Raw genomic sequence first — 15,625 nt, forward strand, 5'->3', positions numbered from 1 at the left:
TGCCGTCAGCCTTTCAGTTGTCGTGGAAGCTCAGGCGCTCGGCGAGCCAGACCAGTCCGGCCGCGATGATGCCGAACCCGGCGAAGAGCAGCATTCCGGCCGCGGCGCCCAACCCCGCGTCGTAGCTGTGGAAGCTGTAGTCCCACAACAGGTAGTAGACGTTCGTGGTCGAGTCCGCCGGTCCACCCTGGGTGAGGGTGTCGATCAGCGGGAACGTCCACTGGGCCGACAGCAGCACCGTCATCAGGGTCAGGAACACCAGCGTCGGCGAGAGCAGCGGCAGTGTGATCCAGCGGGTGATCTGCCAGCGCGACGCCCCGTCGAGCGAGGCGGCGTCGCCGTAGTCGCCGCTGATCCCGGCCAGGCCGGCGGACACCACCAGCACCGCGAAGCCGAGGATGTGCCAGCCGGTGATCACGATGATCGAGAACTGCGCGGAACCCGTCTCGTAGAGCCAGTTCAGGTCGATGCCCAGCACCCGGTTCACCGCGCCGCCGCCGGGGTCGAGCAGCCACCGCCACACCGCGGCGCTGGCCACCGGGGCGACCAGCATCGGGGCGAACACCATGGCCTGGTAGACCGCCTTGCCCCGGCCGCGGACCTGCCTGCTCAGCAGGCCGACGACCACCGGGATCAGCACCGAGAACGGCAGCAGCCCGAGGATGACGACCAGCGTCCGCAGCGTCGCCTGCCCAAGGTCGGGCAGGTCGAGGAGCCGTTCGTAGTTGGCGAACCCGACCGGCACCATCGGCGTGGTGGGCAGCAGGTTCCACGAGTGGAACGACAGCTCCGCGGTCTGCGTCAGCGGCCGGTAGGTCCAGATCACCAGCAGCGCCAACCCGGGCGCGAGGTACAGGTACGGCGGCGCGCCCCGCAGGACGCGCCGCAGCGGCGACGGCCGTTCCGCTGTCACCGGCGGGGCCTTCGGCGGCCCCGTGATCTCCATCAGCATGGCCGCCTCACCCCGCGCTCGGCGTCAGGTCGCTGATGTAGCGCACCATCGCCGCCTCGTCTTCGTCGTACACCGCGGGCGACTCGGCCAGGTCGACCGCGGTCGCCACGAACGTCCCGTCGATCAGGTCGACCCGGGTGATGCCGCTGCCCACCACGCCACGCAAGCGCTCGCGCGGGGACAGCGACTCGACCCGGTAGGCGACCGCGGGCGAGACCCACACCGGGATTCCGGCCAGCGCGCCGCACCCGGTGTGGTGGGCGTGCCCGGTCAGGATCATCCGGACATCGGTCCCGGCCAGCACCTCGGCCAGCCGCTCGGGTTCCCGCAGCCGCAACAGGTGCACGGTCGAGACCGGGGACGGCAGCGGCGGGTGGTGCAGCACGAGGACCGTGCCCAGCGGGGCGGGCGCGGCCAGTTCCGCGCCCAGCCACGCCAGTTGCCCGTCGTCGAGATGCCCGTCGTGCCGACCGGGGGCCGTGCTGTCGAGCACGACCACCCGCAGTCCGCCGAGCCAGTGCACCGCGTCGTACGGCGCTGTTGTGTCGCCGTCGCCGGGCTCGCCCACCAGGACCGCGCGGAAGGCCGCGCGGTCGTCGTGGTTGCCCATGGCGTAGATCACCGGGCAGCCAAGGCTTTCCGCCGCTTTGTCCAAAGTGGTCTTCAGTCTGCGGTACGCCGACTCCTCGCCGTCGTTGGCGAGGTCGCCGGTGAGCAGCAGCCCGTGCACCGCCGCCCCCGACCCCGCGATCGCGTCGAGCGCGACCGCGAGGTTGGCGAGCGTGTCGATCCGGCCGTGCATCAGCTCGCCCGCTGGCTGGATGTGGGTGTCGCTGATCTGGATGAGCGTCAGGTCGGGCGCCCTCACTTGCCGCCGCCCGGCACCAGCGGCGCCGCCTGGTCCTTGGCCGCCGAGAGCGTCGCCTGCGCGTCGGCGCCCTGGTACACGGCGTTCTCCACCGCGGTCATCATGCCGTCGCGGATCTGCAGGTAGCTGGTGCCGGGGAAGGAGGTCCAGGGCTCCATCTTGGCGAGCTGGTCCAGGTTCGGCTTGATCAGCGGGTTCTTGTCCGCCCAGTCCTTGAGGCCAGCGGGGTCCTGGGCGAGGCCGGTGCGCAGCGGCAGGTAGCCGATCTTGGAGGAAATCGTCACGTACGCCTCTTCGCTGGTGAGGAACTTGATGAGCTCCCAGGCCGCGCGCTGCTTGGCCGGGTCGTTCGAGAAGATGTACAGCGAGGCGCCGGAGTTGGTCGGCACGACCGGCTTGGCGCCGAAGCTGGGCATCGTGGTCGCGCGCAGGTCCCATTTGTCCTTGGCGCCCTTGACGAAGGTCGCCTGCACCGCGCTGGTCTCCAGGATCATGCCGACGTCGCCGCGGGCGAACGCCTCGTAGCCCTGCTTCTGGCCCAGCTTCGGGCTCTCACCGGCCTTGACCATGTCCTGGGCCATCTGCACGACCTCGACCGTCGGCTGGTCGGCGAAGGTCAGCGACTTGCGGTCCTCGGAGAGCACCCGGCCACCGTTGGAGCGCACCAGGGCCTGGAAGCACCAGTCCTTGGCCTCCTTGGTGAGGCAGTCGAGGTACGCGCCGTCCTTGCCGGTCGCCTCCTTGATCTTCTTGGCCGCCGCGCGCACCTCGTCCCAGGTCTTGGGCGGGTTCGCCGGGTCCAGACCGGCCTGCTGGAACAGGGTGGCGTTGTAGTAGAAGACCGGCGTGGAGAACACGAACGGCACGCCGTAGGTCTTGCCGCCCCAGTCGCCAAGGGTGCGGGCGGTGGGCGCGTAGGAGTGCTTGGCGCCGGAGAAGTTCGCCTGCACCGCCTCCTTGCCGACGAGGTCGTCGAGCGGCTTCGCGCCGAGCTGGTGGATGGTGAAGTCCAGGTCGCTGAAGCCGAGCTGGGCCACGTCCGGCGGGTTGCCGGTGGCGAGCTGGCTCTGCAGGCTGGGAATCGTGTCGGTCGCCGGGTTCGCGCTGTTGCCCTGCGGCTTCTGCGGGGTCACCGTGATGTTCGGGTACGCGGCCTGGAACTTCTCGATGAGCTGCTTGAACGTCTCGGTCCACGCGCCTGCCTGGCCGAAGTTGTAGCTCTCGAAGACGATGGACACCTGCTGGTCAGGGGCCAGCTCCGGGGCCCTGGCGACGGCGCTGGTCTGCTGGACGTCGGTGCTGCCGAGACCGCCGCACGCGGATGCGGTCAGCGCCAGCGCCACGACCGCGAGGCCGAGGCGGGAACGGGAACGGTTCATGACGGGGTTGCTCCTAGCTGGTTGTGCTTCTGCGAAATCAGGGGGCGGAGTAGTCGAGTTCGACGGCGGCGCGGTTGGCGGTCGGGGACTCGTCGCGCCAGACGAGCCGCTTTCCGCTCTCGCGGTGGAACAGGTGGATGTGTTGCGGCGCGGCGGAAAGCGTGACCGCGTCGCCCGTGGCCAGGTCGAGCGGCCGCGATCCGCGCAGGCACACCCGCGCGTCGCCGACGACGACGTGCGCGAGTTCTTCGCTGCCCAGGTTCTCCACGAGCCGGACCACGCCGCGCAGCCCCGGGTGCGCGCCGCCGATCCGCAGGTGCTCCGGCCGGATGCCGAGCACCACATCTTGACTGTCCTGATCGGACAGTTCCCCGGTGATGTCCAGCGCGACGTCGACGTCCTCGGCGACCGCGTGCAGCCTGCCCTCGCGGCTGACCACGCGCGCGTCGAGCAGGTTCATCGCCGGAGAGCCGAGGAACCCGGCGACGAACGCCGACGCGGGCCGGTCGTAGACCTCCGTCGGCGAGCCGACCTGTTCGAGCTTGCCGCCGTTGAGCAGGGCGATGCGGGTGGCCATGGTCATGGCCTCCACCTGGTCGTGGGTGACGTAGACGAACGTCGAGCCCAGCCTGCGGTGCAGCTCGGACAGCTCGGCCCGCGTCGCGGTCCGCAGCTTGGCGTCCAAGTTGGACAGTGGCTCGTCCATCAGGAACGCCCCTGGGTCGCGCACCAGGGCGCGGCCCAGCGCGACCCGCTGCCGCTGGCCGCCGGAAAGCTCGCGCGGCCGCCGGTCCAGCAGCGCGGACAGGTCGAGTGTCCTGGCGACCTGCTCGACCTTCTCGCGGATCTCGGCCTTGGGCCTGCGCCGGGCGCGCAGCGGGAACCCGATGTTGCGCGCCACGGACAGGTGCGGGTAGAGCGCGTAGCTCTGGAACACCATCGCCAGGTCGCGGTCACGCGGGGGCGTGTGGGTGATGTCCTTGTCGCCCAGGGTGATCCGGCCCTCGGTGAGCGGCGTGAGCCCCGCGATGGCGCGCAGCAGCGTCGACTTCCCGCAGCCGCTCGGGCCCAGGAGCACGAGGAACTCGCCGTGCTCGATGTCGAGGGTGACCTGGTCGACCGCGGTCACCTTGTCGAAGCGCTTGCTGGCTGCCTCGATGTGGATACGGCTCACCGAATGTGCCTCCAAGATCAGGGTGTGTCGTCGGTGTTTGTCATCTGCGCGCGAATCCCACCACCGCGCTGTGTCCGCGAGGTGAACGCCCCGGGAACGGCAAACTGGTGAATTCCCAGGTCAAGGCCGGTGTGCAGGGACGATCGGGGCGAGCGCGGCCGCGATCGGAAGATCGAATGGCCGAGGATCGGGATCTCCTATCGGCCTAGTGCGATCTTCACTTGACAGCTTTTCACCTGATGCCCAGGCTTACGGTGAGACATATGCGCCCACGGCTCGTGCTCACGTTGGTCTGCGTGGCGACTTTCCTGGTCTACCTCGACACCAGCATCACCCCCGTGGCGATCCCGGCCATCAACGCCGACCTCGGCGCGGGCCCCACCGCGGCGCAGTGGCTGCTGGACGCCTACACCCTCGGATTCGCCTGCCTGCTGCTGACCGCGGGCTCGCTCGGCGACCGCATCGGCCGCAAGACGGTCCTGGTCGTCGGCACGGCCGGGTTCACCCTCGCCTCGGTCGCCTGCGCCCTCGCCCCGACCCCGGAGTTCCTGATCGGAGCCCGTGCGGCCCAAGGGGTTTTCGCCGCGGCCGTCGTCCCGCTGTCGCTGGCGGTCACAGCGGGCCTGTTCGCCGACGCCCGCGCTCGTGCCCGCGCGATCGGAATCTGGGGCGGCACTTCCGGCGTCGCGCTGGCCCTGGGACCGCTGCTCGGCGGCCTGCTGGTGGAGGCGGCCGGGTGGCGCAGCATGTTCTGGATCAACCTGCCGATCGGGTTGATCGCGCTCGCCGGTCTATTGTGGACGATGCCCGCCGCCGCCCCGACCGGCGGCAGGCGCCCCGACCTCTTCGGCCAGACCCTGTTCGTCCTCGGCGGCGCGGCGCTGACCTTCGTCCTCATCGAGGGCAACCACCACGGCTGGGCGTCCCCGCTGATCCTCGGCCTGCTCGGCGTCGGCCTGCTCGCCCTGGTTTCCTTTGTCTTCTGGGAAATCCGGGTCGCCGAGCCGATGCTGCCGCTCAAGCTGCTGCGCGTGCCCGCCGTGGCGATCGCCTGCGTGGTCAACTTCCTGGGCCTGTTCGGGCTGTACGGGGTGCTGTTCCTGGTGACCGTGCACCTACAGGGCACGCTCGGACTGTCCCCAATGGACACCGGGCTGCGCTTCCTGGCCCTGTTCGGCGCGCTGGGCGCCGCCGCGATCTGCGCCTCCTGGGTGGCGGCCCGCTTCGGCACCCGCCAGACGATGGTCGCGGGCCTGCTGTGCGTCGCCGTCGGCCTGGCGGGCTTGACGATCCTGCAAACCGGCGCGGGCTACTTCGGCTACGGCTGGGCACTGCTGCTGCTCGGCATCGGCGTCCCGCTGTCCAGCGGCGTGGTCGCCATCCAGGCGATGATGGGCGCGGTGCCCCCGGAGCTGTCGGGAACGGCGTCGGGCACCATGAACACCTTTCGCCAGTTCGGCGCGGTCTTCGGCGTCGCCCTGGCGGGCATCCTGTCGCCGTTCCAGGACGGGAAGGTGACCTCGCTGCACGTGACGTTCCTCGTCGCCGCCGTCGCCGCGGCCGGGGCGGCGATCCTGACCGCGTTCGTCCTGCGCGACCGCACCCCGCCGAAGGCCCCCGTCCCCGCCACGTCGGCCCGGCTCTGACCGGGCAGGACAGCCCACCTCCGGGAATCAGGTCGGCGCGTCACTTGCCTGCTGGCCGAATTCACTCGACAGGGCAGGAATTGTCGGTGCCTGCCCGCCGTCGTGGCGGGCTCGGACACGGGGAGTCCGTGCGGTGTCAACAGGTTTACCGTTCCAGGTGACTTCTGGCCACCGACTTAGCGGTACCGCGCCCGATCAGCGGTGTGTTCGATATGCCTCATGAGCCGTTCCGCGTTTCTCGAAGCGAAGATCAGTCACGGTTTCGACCGCCTCGACGCCGATGGAGACGGGCTGCTGACCGAGCACGACCACGTCCTCATGGGACAGCGCGCGGCGGCGTCCCTCGGGCACCAGCCCGGCTCGCACGCCGAGGCGGGGATTGTCGACGCCTACGTGCGGGTCTGGCGTGACCTGCACCTGCCGCACGTCCCCGGCGGCGGTGACGCGATCACCAAAGACCAGTTCGTCGAGTCCACGTTGACCCTCGCCGACGACCCCGCCACCGCGCAGGCGACTCTCGGCGCGCTGGCGGAGGCGTTTCTCGCCATCGCCGACATCGACCAGGACGGCAGGCTGAGCCCGACGGAGTTCCACAGCTTCCAGGCGGGCCACTTCCCGGACATCAGCGAAGCCGAGACCCGGGAAGCCTTCCAGCACCTCGACCGGGACGGCGACGGGTACCTCTCCGCGGCCGAGTTCGTTCGCACGACTATCGAGTACTGGGCCAGTGGCGACCCCGACGCGTCGGGAAACTGGTGGCTGGGCCGCGGCCCCGGGCAGTCCGACTGAGCGCCGCCGCGAGTCGGCCCCCCGATCTTGTCGAGACGCCGGGTGACCAGGCCGCCCGCGTGGACGTCCTGGTCACCCGGCGGCGCGTGCTGTGATCCGCGCGACGCTTGCCCGCGACGCGGGGCGGCGGCTTCCGGCCGGGGCGCGCCCGGCACGGCGCCCTCGGTGATCCAGGTCGCGGCCGCGGGGCCGATGACCGCGCGGTCCTTGTTCGTCCTGCGCGGCCGGACGTCCGCCGCGGTTCCGGTTTCGGTCCCGTCCCGGCTGTGACCGCACGGTGTCAGGCGGGCGGCCAGCAGAAGCCGACCGGGTTGGGCACCGGGACCGCGCCCGCGGCCATCACCAGGTCCGACAGCGGGTGGACGAGGGCGATCAGCTCCGCGCACCCGCGTTCTCCGAGGGCGAGGTAAGGGAATCGGGCCAAGCGGTCCGTCTCCTGTTCCAGCCGCTCCCGCGCCCGCGCGCCCGAGGCGGTGATCGTCCCGGCGCCGGTGAGCCAGCCGCGTGCAACCAAGCTGTCGCGGGCGGTGTTCCATTGGGTGTCGGTCCACTTGTGGTAGCGCTTGGAGCTTGACTCCGGGGCTCCGCCGGTGGCCGCCGACAGGACATGGGCCGCGCAGGGGTCGATCTCGGCGGCGGTGAGGGCCGCGACGTGGCCGTCGCCGCGGTATTCGCGAAGGGTGGTGAGGGCTTGCCAGAGGGCGAGGTGGGGCTCGGCCGGGGACGGCAGGGCGGCGTTCGCCGCGCCGAGCGGACGGCCCGCGCCGTCCGCCGCGGCCGCGGCGGCGACGGCCAGTTCGGCGGCGCGGGCGGTCTCCGGGGTGACGCAGTGGGAGCCGAGGAGTCGGCGGAGCGCGGCGTCCACCGCGGTGAGACGGGCGTCGAGGAACTGCTCGGGAGTCGCGTGCCGCCACAGGGCCGGGACGGACCGGGCGACCATGGCCGGGGCCAGGTTGTAGAACACGGCGGTGGCCGTGGCAGCCGAGACGCTGCCCATGGGGGCGGCTCGGCAGCCGAAGTAGGTCATCCAGCCGACCGGCAGGTCGAACCGCGCGGTGGCGGCGGCGGTTTCCGGGGCGTAGTAGAGGACCGCGTGCAGCGGCTCGGCGGTGTGCCAGGCCAGCCGGGCCAGCCGGGCCAAGGTCGTAGTCATCGCGGTGCGCCTGCGGTCAGGGTGGGGTGAGGCCGCAGGCACACAGCATCTCTCACACCCCCACGGCATTTCCGGTGGCGAGTCGCCCGCACCACACGGTGGTGCCCACCGCCACGCGGAGCCGAATCGGTCGCACCGCACAGGGAAAGCCGACGGCCAGCGCACCCCGGTTCTCCTACGACAGCGGCGTCCGAGGCTCGGTGAGCCAGGTGTGCGGTGCCGGAGTGTGTCGCGGCGGCCATGGGCCGGGTGCGAAGGATCGGTGCGGTCATAGTGGGGTCCCGGTGACCGGGGGTGGGGTGGACAGGTGCGCCGCGGCGGCCATGGCCTGGACCATGCGGGCCAGGACGGGGCGGGAGGTGGCGAAGGTCAGGCGCGCGTGGCCGGGGGCGCCGAAATCCCGGCCCTCGGCGAGGGCGACGCGGGCCTCGCTGAGGAAGAACTCGGCGGGTTCGGCGGGGAGGTCGATGGCGCGGAAGTCCAGCCAGGCCAGGCAGGTGCCTTCGGCGGGACGGGACACGACCCGCGGGAGCAGGTCGGCGAGCAGGGTGGCGAGCAGGTCGCGGTTCCCAACCAGGTGGGCGCGGACGTCGGCCAGCCACGGCCCGCCGTGGCGGAACGCAGCGGTGCCCGCGATGACGCCGAGGGTGCTTGCGCCCCAGGTGCGCAGCTTGGGCAGGGCCGACCACGACAACCGGTCCGCTGGGTTGGACACGACGACCTGGGCGCACTTGAGGCCCGGCAGGTTCCAGCCCTTCGACGCCGAGGTGACCGTGACCGTGTGCGCGGCCGCAGTGGGCGACACGCTCGCGTACGGCACGTGCCGGTGCCCGGCGTACGTCAGCGGCGCGTGCACCTCGTCGGCCACCACCCGGCCGCCGTGGTGGTCGACGACCGCGCACAGCGCGGCCAACTCGTCCGCCGTCGCGACTGTCCCCAGTGGATTGTGCGGGTTGCACAGCAGCAGGGTCCGCGCGCCCGCTGCGAACGCGGCGGCCACCGCGTCGAGGTCGAGGGTCGGCCGCCCGGAGGCGGTCATGGGCGCCTCGACCACCGGCCGCCCGCACTGCGCGATCACCTCGAACAGCGGCGGATACGCCGGTGTCGGCAGGATGACCGGGCTGCCCGCGGGGGAGTGCAGCGCCACCCCGAGTTCGACGCCGCGCAACGCGTCCGGCACCACATGCACGTCCTCCGGGTCGACGGCCCACCCGTGCGCCCGCCCCAGCCACCCGGCGCAGGCCGCCGCGAGGTCGGCGAGGGCCTGGTCGGCGGCATAACCGAACAACTCCCGCTCAGTGGCCTCCCGCACCGCGTGGACGATCTCCACCGCGACCGGGAAGTCCATCTCGGCGACCCACGCGGGCAGCACGTCCTCCCCGTGCCTGGTCCACTTCACCCCGCCCCGCCGCCGCAGCACCTCAGGCGCAAGCGATCTCATGACCGAGCCCCCGGAAAAGCGGCGCGCGAGGCTTTGCCTGCCCGGTGCGCGGGGGCGTGTGCGGTGAGCCGGGGGAGCGCGGCGGGCGTCGTCACGGTCGGGCTCCCTGGGGAGGCGGTGCGTGAGGTTCCAACGGCCCGGTGCGCGGGAGTGCGTGCCGCCAGCCGGGGGCATCCACCGCCCGCGCCGTCATGACGCGGCCGCAGTGAGCATCGCCCGCACGGCGCGGCTGTCTTCGGCGGGGGTCGGGGTCTCGCGCTTGTCCGGGTGGAACTCGACGCCTCGGGTGACCACCAGGGCGGGGTCGCGCAGGGCGGTGAGGTCGGTGAGCGGATCGGCGTCGACCAGCAGCAGGTCCGCGTCCTTGCCGGGGGCGAGGCTGCCGGTGCGGTCGCCGACGCCGAGGGCGGTGGCTGCGTCGGCGGTGGCGGCGCGGATCACCTCGGCGGGGGTGAACCCGTAGCCCGCCATGGCGAGCAGGGCGGCGGCGTGGTCGCGGTGCGGCGTGCCCGCCACCCCGGCGTCGGTGCCGCTGATGAACCGGACGCCGCGCTCGCGCATGTCGGTGACGACCTGGCGGCGGCGCTCGGCGAACTCGGGGTGGGCGGCCAGGCGCGGGTTGAACGTGGCGCAGACCGCGATGCCCGCGCGGGCGATCTGGTCGGCGAGCGCGGCGGAGTAGCCGTCGAAGCCGCTCTCGGTCTGCCACGTGCAGTGTTCCAGGGTGTCGACCCCGCACTCGACCGCGAGGCGGATTCCGTCCGCGCCGTGCGCGTGTGCGGCGACCGGGCGGCCGAGCCTGCGCGCCTCCGCGACGATCAGGCTCAGGTCCGCCCGGGAGAACTGCGTCTGCCACGACCGTGACCCGGGGGTGCTGTTGCCGCCGGTGACCATGACCTTCACGACGTCGGTGCCCGCCGCGTCCTGGGTGCGGATGAGGCGCAGCAGGTCGTCGGGGGTGGCGCTGCCGCCGCCGAAGTGCCAGCAGTGGCCGCGCGGGCGGGTCAGCGGGCGGTTGGCGACCAGCAGGCGCGGGCCGCGCAGGGTGCCCGCGGCGACCGCGTCGCGCAGGTCGGTGGCGAGCAGGCCGAGCGAGCCGAGGTCGCGGGCGGTGGTGACCCCCGCGGACAGCAGTTCCCGCGCGTTGCGGGCCATCAGCAGCAGTTGCCGGTTGGGCCGCTCGCGCAGGACGCGGGCGAGCGGGTCGGGGCCTGCGTCGAGGCCGAGGTGGACGTGCGCGTCGATCAGGCCGGGCAGCAGCGTCCCGGACCAGGCCACGACCCGCGCCCCGGGCGCGGACAGCCCCGCCCGGGGGCCGACCGCGGTGATTCCGCCGTGCTCGACCAGGACGGCGCCGTCGTCGATGACGGCGCCGTCGCCGGTGAGCACTTGCCGTGCGGTGTAAAGGGTCGAGCTCACGCGGGCGCGCCTGGCAGGGTCCGCTCGGTGATCCAGGTCGCGACCGCGGGGCCGATGACCGCGCTGTCCTTGACCCAGCCGAAGTGGTCGAGGTTGGCCACCCCGGCCCCGGCCGCGATGTGCCAGTTGGCCAACCGCGCCGACTCCAGCCGCTCGCCCAGGAAGTCCACATTGGACTTAGGGCCGAGAATGTCCCGCTCCAGCGAGATGAGCAGCACCGGGATGTCCAGCTTCGCCAGCGCCGCGTCGTAGCCGACATTCGTGCCCTTGGGCCGGTACCGGCTGGTGCGGGAGTGCCGCGCCCAGTCGATCATCACCCCGCCCGCCATCGCGCCGGGGATGAGCACCCCGCCGGGCCACCAGCCCTTGACCTTGGACACCAGGCCGATCCACTGGATCTTCCACAGCGCCTCGAACCACCGCTTCGGCCCGAACGCGCGCCAGAACACCGTTCCGGTGCCGATCGTGGACACCCCGGCCACCACGCCCGGGTTGGTCGCGGAGAACAGCAGCGCGAGCTGCCCGCCGAGGCTGTGCCCGAGCAGGTGCAGCGGCCGGTCGGGGAACCGCTCGGTGACCGCGGCGACGATCGCGGGCAGGTCGACCTCGATCAGCTCGCGGTAGCCGAAGTCCGGTCCCTCGCGCAGCGCCGGCGTGCTCTCGCCTTGGCCGCGCAGGTCGCAGGTCGCGACCGAGAGCCCGGCCGCGCGCAGCGCCTTGGCCAGCGGCAGGTAGAACTTCGCCTTGACCGCCATCGCGGGCAGGATGAGCACGACCGGCGCGCTCGCGTCCTCGCTCGGCAGCAGGCGCAGGGTGAAGGCCGTGCCGTCGCCGGTCTCGACGCGCAGCGACTCCAGCGTGGTGAACTCCGACGGCGGCCGGGAACCGGCGGCGCCGCGGCCGGTATGGCTGACGGACATCGCTTTCCTCTCAGTTCGCCGCGATGGTGCACACGTAGTCGAAGGTGAACTTGGCGACCAGCACGTCGGCGTCGTCGTAGAGCGCGGCCTTGCCGTCGATCTCGAAGCGCTCGTTGCCGGTCGCGGCCAGGATGCGCCGCATCTCGCGCTCGTCGATGGTGGCGATGGCGCGGATGCGGCCGATGGCGGGCTTGCGGAACGCGGCCCGCGCGTCCCGAAGCACCAGCAGCTCCACAGTGGATAGCCGGGTCGCGACCGCGCCGACGAACGCCGCCGCGCCCGCGATGTCCGCGGCCAGGAACAGCGCGCCCGCGTGCACGGTGTTCATGTGGTTCTTCAGGTGCGGTTCGGCGGGCAGCTCCACGACCGCCCGGTCCGGGCCGATCTCGGTGATGTCGACGCCTGCGTGGTTGCCGAAGGGCACCAGGGCGTCGGAGATGGCGCGCAGCGCGTCGTAGTCGGGGTTTTCCCCGCCGTGGCCCGCGAAAGCGTCGGCGAACCCGGGGTTGATCCTGATATCGGTCGACACGTGATCAGTCCTTTGTGGTCAGACGGTGATCGGTGGGGCGAGCAGGTCACTGGTGGGCGCGCAGCACACGCCGGGCGATCGACCAGCGCAGGACCTCCGACGGGCCCTCGTAGATGCGGAAAGCCCGCGCCTCCACGAGGAATCGGGCGACCAGGTGGTCCTCGCAGACGCCGAGGCCGCCGTGCAGCTGCACCGCCCGGTCCAGCACCCGCCAGACCGCCTCGGAGACGAAGGTCTTGGTCACCGACGCCGAGTGCCGGGCCGCCGAGCTCGCCGCGCCCTCGGCGTCGATGATCGCGGCGGTGCCGTGGATGAGCGCGCGGGCCGCGGTGATGTCGATCTCGTTGTCGGCGATGTGCGCCTGGGCCATGCCGTGGTCGGCGATCCGCGCGCCGAACGCCTGCCTGCCGTTGATGTGCCGGGCGGCAAGCTCCTGGGCCCGCACGGCCAGGCCGAGCCAGTTCATGCAGAACGTCAGCCGCGACGGCGCGAGCCGCACCGAGGCGTACTCCATGCCCTTGCCGACCGCGCCGAGCACCGCGTCGTCGCCGACGTGGCAGTCGGCGAAGGTGACCGCGCAGTGCCCGCCGGGCACGCTGTGGTCCAGCGTCGGCATCCGCCTGCCCACCCGCAGGCCCGGATTGTCCTGGTCCACCAGGAACATCGTCGGCCCGTCCGCGGTGGCCGCGACCACGATGGTGAACGCCGCGCCGTCCGCGCCGGTGGTGAAGTGCTTCTCTCCGTTGATGACCCAGCCGCTGTCGGTCTCCTCGGCGACCGTGCGCAACATGCTCGGGTCGGACCCGGCGCCGGGCGCGGGCTCGGTCATCGCGATCGAGGACCGGACTTCGCCGGAGGCGAGCGGAGCCAGGTAGCGCCGCTTCTGCTCGGGGGTCGCGGCGTGCGCGAGCAGGTGGATGTTGCCGTCGTCGGGGGCCCAGCAGTTCAGCGCCAGCGGCCCGATCAGGCTGGTGCCAGCGGCCTCAAGCACGAAGGCCTGCGCGCGGGTGTCGAGGCCGAGACCGCCGTGCTCAACCGGCGACAGCGGGCCGAACACGCCCGCGGCCTTGGCCTTCTTCTGCAGTTCCAGGCGCAGGGCGTCGTCCATGGGCCTGCCGTCCACAATGATTTCCCGCTCGACGGGGTAGACGTGCTCGCGGACGAACTCCAGTGTTCGCTCGGCCAGTTCCTGCGGGCTGTGGGTCGTCCCGGTCACCGTGGCTCCTTGTTCTCCGGGCTGTGCCGTGCGGTCCAGCCCAGTCTCTTGTGGCCGCGGTGGCCGCCCGCGCCTCATTGCCAATTCCAATCGGGCGAGTCGAATGCGCTGACAGGCCGCCGCCGGGGCGGTCCGGTCGGTGAGGCTGGCGGGGAGACGCGAGGAGGGTTCACCGTGCCGACGTCAGCCGGATTGATGACCTTGCAGGTAGTCGCCAAACGCGTCGAAGCCGACGACGTGGCGTCGTTCGTCCTGGCCGCGCCCGATGGCGCCGACCTGCCCGAATGGGTGCCAGGCGCGCACGTCGACGTCGAGGTCGCACCAGGGGTGCTGCGCCAGTACTCGCTGTGCGGGGACCCGGCTGAGCGGGCGCGCTGGCGGATCGCGGTGCTGCGGGAGGACCCCGGCCGCGGCGGCTCGCGGCGCCTGCACGACGAGGTCGGGGTGGGCGCGAACCTACCGGTCGGCTTGCCGCGCAACAACTTCCCGCTGGTGAACGCCGAGGAATATGTGTTCGTCGCGGGTGGGATCGGGATCACGCCGCTGCTGCCGATGATCCGCGCCGCGCACGCCGCGGGCGCGTCCTGGTCGCTGCACTACGGCGGCAAGCGCCGCGACCGGATGGCGTTCCTGGGCGAACTGGCCTGCTATGGCGACCGGGTCCGCGTGCTGCCCGAGGACGAGCACGGCCTGCTGCCGCTGGCCGACATCCTCGCCGCCGCGCCAGCGCGGGCCCAGGTCTACTGCTGCGGCCCCGAGCCCCTGCTCGACGCGATCGAGCGGGCCTGCGCGGCCGGGCGGGCGGATGCCCTGCGCGTCGAGCGGTTCGCGCCCCGCGCGGTCGCCGCGGGGCCGGATTCCGCGTTCGAGGTGCTGGCGGCCAGTTCGGGCAAGGTGGTCGAGGTTGGCGCGGGCCAGTCGGTCCTCGACGCGCTGACCCGCGCCGGGATCGAGATGCCCTCGTCGTGCCGGGAGGGCACCTGCGCGAGCTGCGAGACCCCGGTGCTCGAGGGTGAAGTCGACCACCGCGACTCGGTGCTCTCCGCGCAGGAGCGCGCCGAGGGCAAGGTGATGATGCTCTGCGTGTCCCGCGCGCGCTCGCCCCGTTTGGTCCTTGACATCTAGGCCCTGGCCCGACAGGGCCCGGCGGCGATAGGCGCGGCGAATAGGTCTTTCGGTCTTGGCCATCCGCCGCACACGCGATCGTCACTTCCCGCCATGCTCCCGAGGCCAGCGCAGGCACCGGTCCTCGGTGACCGCGCCTGCGGCCGTCGACAGATCGGAACCTAGGTATGCAGCTCACCATTCTCGGATGTCGCTCGGGGTCACCGGCCGACGGTCAGGCCAGCTCGGGGTACCTGGTGGAGACCGGGCGCACGAGACTGCTGCTGGACTGCGGGCCGGGAATCGCGACCGCGCTGTCCGGGGTGGTGGAGCCGGAGGCTCTCGACGCGGTGGTGATCAGCCACTTCCACACCGACCACTGCTACGACCTGCTGCCGATCGGCAAGGCGATGCTGTCGCGGCTGGTCCGCTTCCCCGGCGGCCCCGAGCACGCCGACCGGGAGTTCCGGCCGGTGCCGCTGTTCGTCCCGGAGGGGGCGAGGGAGCTGTTCGCCAAGTGGGCGGCGCTGTTCCCGGTGGCGAGCCTGCCGCTGCTTGACCAGGCGTTCGAGGTCGCCTTCGACGTGCGCGAGTACCAGCCGGGCGACCAGTTCGAGGTCGGCGACTGCACGCTGGGTATGCACGGACTGCGCCACATCCGGCCCAACTGCGGCGCCCGCGTCGAGTCCGCCGAGGGCACCCTCGCCTACACCGGTGACACCGGGGTCACCGACGCCGCGGTGAAACTCGCCGCCGACGCCGACCTGCTGCTGGCCGAGGCGACGCTGTCGGCGACCGACGAGACCGACCACGGCCACCTCAGCGGCGGCGACGCGGGCCGCCTCGCCGCCCGCGCCAACGTCGGCGAGCTGGTGCTCACCCATTTCGCCTCCACCGAGAGCGCGTGGCTGCGCGCCCTGCACGAGGACGCGGCGTCGGCGTTCGCGGGCCCGGTCCGGCTGGCCACGCCCGGCCGCAGGCTGCCGGTCGGGAAGCGGGCCGTGGTCTGACGTGCCGGTCGGGGTGGCGGCTGAT

The 15,625-nt window shown here is 72.3% G+C and carries 15 protein-coding genes; 5 read left to right on the forward strand and 10 right to left on the reverse strand.

Annotated elements, in window-relative coordinates:
- Positions 1-13: 13 nt before the first annotated feature.
- Genes BLS56_RS20100 through BLS56_RS20115 form a run of 4 tightly spaced genes read right to left on the reverse strand, consistent with a single transcriptional unit; the run spans position 14 to position 4,373 of the window.
- Positions 14-952 (reverse strand): carbohydrate ABC transporter permease, encoded by a 939-nt coding sequence (locus BLS56_RS20100; RefSeq protein WP_091453249.1) that lies wholly within the window; start codon positions 950-952, stop codon positions 14-16.
- Positions 953-959: 7 nt separating this feature from the next.
- The gene (locus BLS56_RS20105; protein WP_091453252.1) at positions 960-1,820 is read right to left on the reverse strand and encodes a metallophosphoesterase; all 861 of its coding nucleotides are present in this window, start codon (positions 1,818-1,820) and stop codon (positions 960-962) included.
- Complete coding sequence (locus BLS56_RS20110) at positions 1,817-3,199, reverse strand: ABC transporter substrate-binding protein (protein WP_091453255.1); 1,383 nt, start codon at positions 3,197-3,199, stop codon at positions 1,817-1,819. Before BLS56_RS20110 ends, BLS56_RS20105 begins: the two co-directional genes overlap by 4 nt.
- 37 nt (positions 3,200-3,236) lie before the next feature.
- Positions 3,237-4,373, reverse strand: a complete 1,137-nt coding sequence (locus BLS56_RS20115; RefSeq protein WP_091453257.1) for an ABC transporter ATP-binding protein — start codon at positions 4,371-4,373, stop codon at positions 3,237-3,239.
- A 263-nt stretch (positions 4,374-4,636) separates the two neighbouring features.
- Between BLS56_RS20115 and BLS56_RS20120 the strand changes: the two genes are divergently transcribed.
- The 3 genes from BLS56_RS20120 to BLS56_RS30755 all read left to right on the forward strand — a co-directional run bounded on the left by BLS56_RS20120 (position 4,637) and on the right by BLS56_RS30755 (position 7,078).
- Positions 4,637-6,019: an MFS transporter gene (locus tag BLS56_RS20120; RefSeq protein WP_228771790.1), complete on the forward strand. Its 1,383-nt coding sequence runs from the start codon at positions 4,637-4,639 to the stop codon at positions 6,017-6,019.
- 219 nt (positions 6,020-6,238) lie between these two features.
- Complete coding sequence (locus BLS56_RS20125; RefSeq protein WP_091453263.1) at positions 6,239-6,808, forward strand: EF-hand domain-containing protein; 570 nt, start codon at positions 6,239-6,241, stop codon at positions 6,806-6,808.
- Between the two features lie 42 nt (positions 6,809-6,850).
- The gene (locus tag BLS56_RS30755) at positions 6,851-7,078 is read left to right on the forward strand and encodes a hypothetical protein (protein ID WP_139190838.1); all 228 of its coding nucleotides are present in this window, start codon (positions 6,851-6,853) and stop codon (positions 7,076-7,078) included.
- Positions 7,079-7,088: 10 nt separating this feature from the next.
- Here the strand turns inward: BLS56_RS30755 and BLS56_RS20130 are convergent, their stop codons facing one another.
- From BLS56_RS20130 to BLS56_RS20155, 6 genes are all read right to left on the reverse strand, one after another.
- Entirely contained in the window at positions 7,089-7,961 is an 873-nt protein-coding gene (locus tag BLS56_RS20130) for an SCO6745 family protein (protein WP_175482942.1), read from the reverse strand.
- Positions 7,962-8,229: 268 nt separating this feature from the next.
- Positions 8,230-9,402, reverse strand: coding sequence for a MalY/PatB family protein (locus BLS56_RS20135; RefSeq protein ID WP_091453265.1), 1,173 nt, complete (start codon positions 9,400-9,402; stop codon positions 8,230-8,232).
- Between the two features lie 189 nt (positions 9,403-9,591).
- The gene (locus BLS56_RS20140; RefSeq protein ID WP_091453268.1) at positions 9,592-10,821 is read right to left on the reverse strand and encodes an amidohydrolase family protein; all 1,230 of its coding nucleotides are present in this window, start codon (positions 10,819-10,821) and stop codon (positions 9,592-9,594) included.
- On the reverse strand, positions 10,818-11,741 hold the full coding sequence (locus BLS56_RS20145) for an alpha/beta hydrolase family protein (protein ID WP_091453271.1): 924 nt from the start codon (positions 11,739-11,741) through the stop codon (positions 10,818-10,820). The genes BLS56_RS20140 and BLS56_RS20145 overlap by 4 nt, the downstream gene beginning before the upstream one ends.
- A gap of 10 nt (positions 11,742-11,751) precedes the next feature.
- Positions 11,752-12,270: a PaaI family thioesterase gene (locus BLS56_RS20150; RefSeq protein ID WP_091453274.1), complete on the reverse strand. Its 519-nt coding sequence runs from the start codon at positions 12,268-12,270 to the stop codon at positions 11,752-11,754.
- Positions 12,271-12,316: 46 nt separating this feature from the next.
- Complete coding sequence (locus BLS56_RS20155) at positions 12,317-13,486, reverse strand: acyl-CoA dehydrogenase family protein (RefSeq protein ID WP_228771791.1); 1,170 nt, start codon at positions 13,484-13,486, stop codon at positions 12,317-12,319.
- Positions 13,487-13,660: 174 nt separating this feature from the next.
- Here BLS56_RS20155 and BLS56_RS20160 point away from each other — a divergent pair, with 174 nt between their 5' ends.
- The gene (locus tag BLS56_RS20160; RefSeq protein ID WP_324187529.1) at positions 13,661-14,611 is read left to right on the forward strand and encodes a PDR/VanB family oxidoreductase; all 951 of its coding nucleotides are present in this window, start codon (positions 13,661-13,663) and stop codon (positions 14,609-14,611) included.
- Positions 14,612-14,778: 167 nt separating this feature from the next.
- Positions 14,779-15,600, forward strand: coding sequence for an MBL fold metallo-hydrolase (locus tag BLS56_RS20165; protein WP_091453282.1), 822 nt, complete (start codon positions 14,779-14,781; stop codon positions 15,598-15,600).
- The last annotated feature ends 25 nt before the right edge of the window (positions 15,601-15,625 follow it).

The organism is Actinokineospora iranica, from assembly GCF_900101685.1.
Lineage (GTDB): Bacteria > Actinomycetota > Actinomycetes > Mycobacteriales > Pseudonocardiaceae > Actinokineospora > Actinokineospora iranica.

Coding starts and splice junctions, on each gene's coding strand:
- BLS56_RS20100 (WP_091453249.1), bottom strand. CDS start 952: ATGCTGATGGAGATCACGGGGCCGCCGAAGGCCCCGCCGGTGACAGCG.
- BLS56_RS20110 (WP_091453255.1), bottom strand. CDS start 3,199: ATGAACCGTTCCCGTTCCCGCCTCGGCCTCGCGGTCGTGGCGCTGGCG.
- BLS56_RS20120 (WP_228771790.1), top strand. CDS start 4,637: ATGCGCCCACGGCTCGTGCTCACGTTGGTCTGCGTGGCGACTTTCCTG.
- BLS56_RS20125 (WP_091453263.1), top strand. CDS start 6,239: ATGAGCCGTTCCGCGTTTCTCGAAGCGAAGATCAGTCACGGTTTCGAC.
- BLS56_RS20130 (WP_175482942.1), bottom strand. CDS start 7,961: ATGACTACGACCTTGGCCCGGCTGGCCCGGCTGGCCTGGCACACCGCC.
- BLS56_RS20135 (WP_091453265.1), bottom strand. CDS start 9,402: ATGAGATCGCTTGCGCCTGAGGTGCTGCGGCGGCGGGGCGGGGTGAAG.
- BLS56_RS20145 (WP_091453271.1), bottom strand. CDS start 11,741: ATGTCCGTCAGCCATACCGGCCGCGGCGCCGCCGGTTCCCGGCCGCCG.
- BLS56_RS20165 (WP_091453282.1), top strand. CDS start 14,779: ATGCAGCTCACCATTCTCGGATGTCGCTCGGGGTCACCGGCCGACGGT.